Below are 6132 nucleotides of genomic sequence, written 5' to 3'. Positions count from 1 at the left end.
CAATCATGTTGATAAAATCATTTTTTTATGACCACATACCTTCATTTATCGGCAAAGTAATATTCGTCTTTTGCCTGACATTGCTGGCCTTACCGTGCAAATTAAATGCCAGCGAAAATAATCAAGTTACATTTTCCGCTGACAACCCCCCCTACCTGGAAAATTTTGTGCTTGAAAAAAGTAATCAATGGATAATCCTTTCTCTCACGGTCAGCAGCCCATTTGATAAGGAGATAAAATCCCTGATTTTAAATGGTGTCCCACAAAAGATCACTCTTAAAATCAACACCAACGAGAAGAAAAATTACCTTTTTCTGGTAAATATTGATCGGAAAGTATTCTCTAACAGCATTACTCAAAGTATTCTCTATGATAATCTTAAAAAGCTGTTTGTAGTCAATTCTGACGGCAAACGGCCACCTCTTGAAACCAATTCATACAAAAAAGCCCTCCTGGCTGTATCAACCTTTAATAATGTCCACCTGCTGCCGCTAAAAAATGCCTTGATCCATCATGATTATCAAAGCAGGGTGAAGGCGGAAATTATAAAAAAACGTATGCCTTTTCACCTTGAATATCTTTTCTTTTTTCTTACCAGCCGGGATCGGACAACCCAGACCTATGTCCTTGATATCCCTCAGCAGTTTTTATCCAATGACAATAAACAGACGGTTAATGAATGAGCCCGAATCCACATAAACTATTGTCAGCTGAATCTCATCGGCGCAAAAGGGAAAAAACACTGATCATCTGCCTGATCCTGATTCTGGCAGTTCTTTTTTATGTCGAAAAAAACTTCCCGGCTCTGCCATCGGACTTACCACTTTCAAACAACATTATCGTTTTTGCCCTGATAAATATCAATATCATCCTGCTTTTACTGCTGGTATTTCTCATTGTCCGCAATACCTTGAAATTATTGCTGGAACGCAAACGTAAAATTGTTGGTTTTCGCCTGCGTTCCAAGCTCTCCCTGGCTTTCGTCTCGTTATCACTGATTCCTACCCTGCTTCTTTTTGTATCTGCCACCGGTTTCATCCGCTACAGTATAGACAACTGGTTTTCGGTTCAATTTGAATCTGCCCTCGATGCATCACTTGAAATCGCCCAGGATTACTACAAAACCCTTAGTGAGCAAAATAAGATAACCGCTGGAAGCGTTGCCGATGAGATAACCAGAAAGGGGCTGTTAATCGGCGAAAGCACAAAGCCGATGTTTGACTATATTGAACAAAAACGAAGGGAAAACAATTTTACGGCAATTGCCATTTATGCAAAAAAAGGCTACACCCCCCTGGCAACAAGTCACAACCGGGGTTTCAACCCCGACGAGCTCAACCGGATTACGAGCCCCAATGACTCTTTATTTCATCCATTATCAAGGGTTATTCCCCTGGATAATGGCGGCAGCCTGATTCAGGGAAGCGCACCGGTTTTTTCCGTCTGGAAAGGAGATAAAGCAGTAGCCGTTGTTGTCATTTCCCGGGCTATTTCATCCCGGATGAGCAATAATCTGGATGCTGTATCACAGAAATTCAGTGCCTACAAACAAACCAAAAGCATGGAGCAGTACATCAAGTACAGTTACGTGCTTTCCTTCGTCCTGATTACGGTATTAATCATTTTCATCTCTCTCTGGTTTGGTTTTTACCTGGCCAAAAACATTACAGAACCTTTACAGGAACTGGCTCTGGCAACCAGGAAAATTGCCGGTGGTGAGCTGGACTTTACCATTGACATGGCAGCCAGCGATGAAATCGGCATCCTGGTCCAGTCATTTAATGAAATGACAGAACGATTAAAAGCCAGCAAGCAGGAAAGGGAACTGGCAAACAATGAACTGATAAAAATGAATAACCAGCTGGAGCAGCGGCGTAAATATATTGAAATTATTTTGAAAAATGTCAACGCGGGGATCATCACCCTGGACCGAAACGGCAAAATCATTACCATCAATGAAACTGCTGCCATCCTTTTCGACCTCCAGGGCAAAGAATGTTACGACAAAAATTACCGCGAAATTTTCACCAGTGAAATTATCCAGAAAATTCGTTTCTTCCTCAAAAATCAGGAACGTATCAACCAAAACCTTGAAAGCAGAGAAATAGAACTCAGCCTGCCGGAACGTAATCTTCATCTGGCTATCAATTTCACGCGTCTTAACGATGATCAGAACAACTATATCGGCATGCTGGTAATCATTAATGATTTAACCGAAATAATCAATGCCCAGAAAGCCGTAGCCTGGCGGGAGGTTGCCAGACGCATTGCCCATGAAATCAAAAATCCACTCACCCCCATTGCCTTGTCTGCCGAGCGTATCCAGCGAAAATATTCCTCTCTGGTACCAGAGGGAGATGAGATATTGCACAATTGCACTTCAACTATTATTAAGCAGGTAGGGGATTTAAAACAACTGGTAAATGAATTTTCCAACTTCGCCCGCATGCCCCAGGCAAAACCGTCCATGGAGGATCTGCATGCGGTTATCAGCGAAACCCTGGTTTTGTACCAGAATACCCAGCAGGACTGCAGGTTTATATTTCAACCGGACGAGCAGCTTACCTCGTTTTTGTTTGACCAGGAACAGATGAAGCGGGCAATGACCAACCTGATTGACAACTCCCTGGCAGCAGTTAAATCCGTCGGCGATGGAACGATCACCATCACCACCAAGCTTGACAAAAGTCTCCAGATCGTTATTATTAAAATCTGTGATACAGGTTTGGGAATCAGCCAGAAAGATAAGACAAAGCTTTTTGAACCCTATTTTTCCACCAAGAAATCAGGAACAGGTCTGGGCCTGGCAATCGTCAAAACTATTATCCATGATCACCGGGGTTTTATTCGAGTTAAGAACAACCACCCCCGGGGAACTTGCTTCATCATTGAATTACCATTTAACACTGAGGCACCATGAAAACCACTATCATGATTGTTGATGACGACCTGGATGTCAGACAGTCCATCATGGATGTCTTTGGTGATGAAGGTTATGAAGTATTCGGTGCCGGCGGCGGCCAGGATGCATTGAAAATAGTCAACCAGGAAAATATTGATCTTATTTTTCTGGACATCTGGATGCCGGATCTGGACGGGATGCAGGTTTTACAGCAATTGAAGGTAATTCATCCGGAGATCCCGGTAGTTATGATTTCCGGTCATGGAACCATAGAAACCGCCGTTCAATCCACCAAACTTGGGGCTTTTGACTTCATCGAAAAACCGGTTTCCCTGGAAAAACTGGTTATAACGGCAAAAAATGCCCTGACCATCTATCGTCTGCAGCAGGAAAACCTGCTGCTGAAGGAACGTTTTCAGCATGAACCGCATTTGATCGGCCAGAGTCCGGCAATGCAGGAATTACAGCAGCAGATAGCCGTTGTAGGCCCAACCAATGGCTGGGTATTGATAACCGGTGAAAATGGCACCGGCAAAGAATTGGTGGCCCGAGCTATTCACCGTCTCAGCCGCCGGGCGGACAAACCATTTGTAGATGTTAACTGTGCCGCCATTCCTGAAAACCTGATTGAATCTGAATTACTGGGCCATGAAAAGGGGGCATTTACCGGCGCCACTGGCCGCAAAAAGGGAAAATTCGAACAGGCCCATGCAGGAACCATCTTCCTGGATGAAATTGGTGATATGAGCCTCAACACCCAGGCAAAAATTCTGCGGGTGCTGCAGGAACAATCCCTCAGCCGGCTTGGTGGTTCCCGGGCCATTACCATTGATGTCCGGGTCATCGCGGCCACCAACAAAAACCTGGAAGCGGAAATCGCCCGGGGAAATTTCAGAGAAGATCTTTATTACCGTTTAAATGTCATCCCCATGCACATACCGCCACTGCGGGAACGACAGGATGACATACCACTGCTGGCTGAGCAGTTCCTGTCTCATTATGCCCGGGAAAAGGGCGAACCAAACAAACAACTGCTCCCGGAGATTATGCCGATTCTACAACAGTATAATTGGCCGGGCAATGTTCGGGAGCTGAAAAATCTGATGGAACGGCTGGCAATCATGTCGCCAGCAAGCGTGATATCCTCCCATGATCTTCCTTATTATATGAGGGGCAAGGAAAGTAAAGCTGCCATTACCTCCGCAGGGGATGATTATCCCGACAGCCAGTTCTATGCCGACCACTTAAGTGACGCGGTCAGCGAGTTTGAAAAATACTATTTAGCCAGAAAACTTGAAGAATTTGATGGAAATATATCCAAAACTGCTGCCCAGATCGGGATTACCCGCCGTAATCTCCATCGCAAGATTAAAGCCCTGGCCATCAATTCACATCAGAAGGACTGACAATAGTCACCAATCAGCCATCACAATGGTTTTATGCCATGAAAAAGGAAACAGGAATTGTCACCAGGATTGAAGACGGCATTGCTTTTGTCCGCAAGCCTCAAAGCCGGAAATGTGAAAACTGCTCCGGAAAGGGATCATGCATGGTCCTGGAACATGCCGATGAGGTGGTTATCAAGGTCAACAATACCCTTGATGCCCGTCCCGGCGACGAGGTTGGTTTGCAAATCGGCCAACAATCCTACGGCTCAAAACGACTGTCACTTTTTTTTATTGCCATTTTCGCTCTCATAGTCGGCGGTGCAATCGGAAGATACTGCACCCGATTTATTGCCGGTCCCACCGGACAATACCTGCCATCATTATTCGGCCTCGGGCTGCTTATCATCTCGGCAATTCTCTGGCGAAAATACTTTAAACACCAGGAGCAACGACAACCGCAGCCGATAATGGAAAAAATTATCCACAGTAAATCACAGGATAAACATGGGAATTAAATTAATCTGCAGCAACAAAAAAGCCCGGCGCAACTATGATATTCTGGAAACTTTTGAAGCCGGCATTGCCCTGGTCGGCTCTGAAGTTAAATCCCTGCGAGCCGGCAAATCCAGCATGAACGAAAGTTACGCCAGGATTGCCGATGGAGAAATCTGGCTGGTGCAGTTTCACATCAGCCCCTATAGCCACGCCAACGTTTTCAACCACGACCCGCTCCGGCCCCGTAAATTACTACTTCATAAACAGGAAATTCGCCGATTGATCGGTAAAATTACCGAGAAAGGGTTGACGCTGGTACCCCTGCGTGCCTATTTTAAGAATGGCAGGGCCAAAATTGAGTTGGCCCTGGGAAAAGGCAAAAAGATCCATGACAAACGGGAAGATTTGAAGAGGAAAGCGGTAAAAAGAGATATGGAAAGGGAATTAAAAAGCCACTGATTATACCCGGCCGTCAGGCCCCTTCTTGAAAATCATGATTGTTTGTGTTATACTTACTTTTAGTTGAAACATCAGAAAATTATAAACTTTAGCCATGGGGGTGATTCGGGTTCGACGGGAATGCTAAGCCTGAAGTTGCATGTGGAGGTCCCTGCTTCCCTCCTTAAACCGGCAGGAACTAAAATAAAAGCAAATAACGAATACGCTCTGGCCGCTTAGCGTGGCCAGCGCCCGGCCGTCCGACTCCTGCTACGTCGGTTCCCGGGTGTCATCTTTAGCAGGATAGTTTATCGGCAGGTTTCCGGCCGGTAGGCAAAACTCAAGGGAAGCTCGTTGCTGCCATATCCCGACCGGAGGAGATGCCAGCAGTTAAATCCAATATCCGGCTAAACATGTAGAGACTTCAGCGTGAAGGTTTTCGGACGCGGGTTCGATTCCCGCCACCTCCACCAAATACCAATCCGGCATAACCTGCCGGATTTGTTGTTTTATCAATAGTTTAGAAGACATGCCCAGCTTGTACCCGCATCCTCTGCGGATAAATTCTTGGCCCTAAACCACTATAAACCACGCTAAAACCCCCTATCAATCAGTCAATTTACATGCATTTCACCTGCATTGGGAACTGTTGTTACCTCCCGAAAAAACACGTAGCAGTACCAAATTTAAAAATTATCATAGGGCAACAAGACATTCCGTTCCCAGAATATTGTTTGCAAAAAGTTTCCAGATGTGCAATGCCATTCTAATCATAAGGTTTCTACGATGAAGGTAAATTTGGCTGACTGGCCAGAAGATTGGGATTGCCAGTGGGAATATATGCCAACTTATTTTTTCGAATTGGGTTACCCTGCATGCTGGAAAGTCTATGATTATAAAGAATCCCAA

General features: G+C 45.1%; 5 protein-coding genes and 1 other RNA gene. All 6 read left to right on the top strand.

Annotated features, from left to right (window positions below; all coding sequences use genetic code 11):
- On the top strand, nt 1-683 hold a 683-nt coding region (locus U9P07_00655), incomplete at its 5' end, for a DUF4390 domain-containing protein (protein ID MEA2107919.1).
- A complete protein-coding gene (locus U9P07_00650) occupies nt 680-2920 on the top strand; it encodes an ATP-binding protein (GenBank protein MEA2107918.1) in 2241 nt (746 codons plus the stop codon). The genes U9P07_00655 and U9P07_00650, both read left to right, overlap by 4 nt.
- A complete protein-coding gene (locus U9P07_00645) occupies nt 2917-4308 on the top strand; it encodes a sigma-54 dependent transcriptional regulator (GenBank protein MEA2107917.1) in 1392 nt (463 codons plus the stop codon). The genes U9P07_00650 and U9P07_00645 overlap by 4 nt, the downstream gene beginning before the upstream one ends.
- A gap of 38 nt (nt 4309-4346) precedes the next feature.
- Complete coding sequence (locus U9P07_00640) at nt 4347-4805, top strand: SoxR reducing system RseC family protein (protein MEA2107916.1); 459 nt, start codon at nt 4347-4349, stop codon at nt 4803-4805.
- On the top strand, nt 4795-5244 hold the full coding sequence (smpB, locus tag U9P07_00635; GenBank protein ID MEA2107915.1) for an SsrA-binding protein SmpB: 450 nt from the start codon (nt 4795-4797) through the stop codon (nt 5242-5244). Before U9P07_00640 ends, smpB begins: the two co-directional genes overlap by 11 nt.
- Nucleotides 5245-5340: 96 nt before the next feature.
- Nucleotides 5341-5696: a transfer-messenger RNA gene (ssrA, locus tag U9P07_00630) on the top strand.
- The last annotated feature ends 436 nt before the right edge of the window (nt 5697-6132 follow it).

The organism is Pseudomonadota bacterium, from assembly GCA_034660915.1.
Classification (GTDB): Bacteria; Desulfobacterota; Anaeroferrophillalia; order Anaeroferrophillales; family Anaeroferrophillaceae; genus DQWO01.
This window is presented reverse-complemented; position numbering and strand designations above follow the sequence as displayed.

Bases quoted from the DNA above. Each gene is read 5' to 3' on its own strand.
- U9P07_00640 (MEA2107916.1), top strand. From the start codon at position 4,347: ATGAAAAAGGAAACAGGAATTGTCACCAGGATTGAAGACGGCATTGCT.
- U9P07_00650 (MEA2107918.1), top strand. From the start codon at position 680: ATGAGCCCGAATCCACATAAACTATTGTCAGCTGAATCTCATCGGCGC.
- U9P07_00645 (MEA2107917.1), top strand. From the start codon at position 2,917: ATGAAAACCACTATCATGATTGTTGATGACGACCTGGATGTCAGACAG.
- smpB (MEA2107915.1), top strand. From the start codon at position 4,795: ATGGGAATTAAATTAATCTGCAGCAACAAAAAAGCCCGGCGCAACTAT.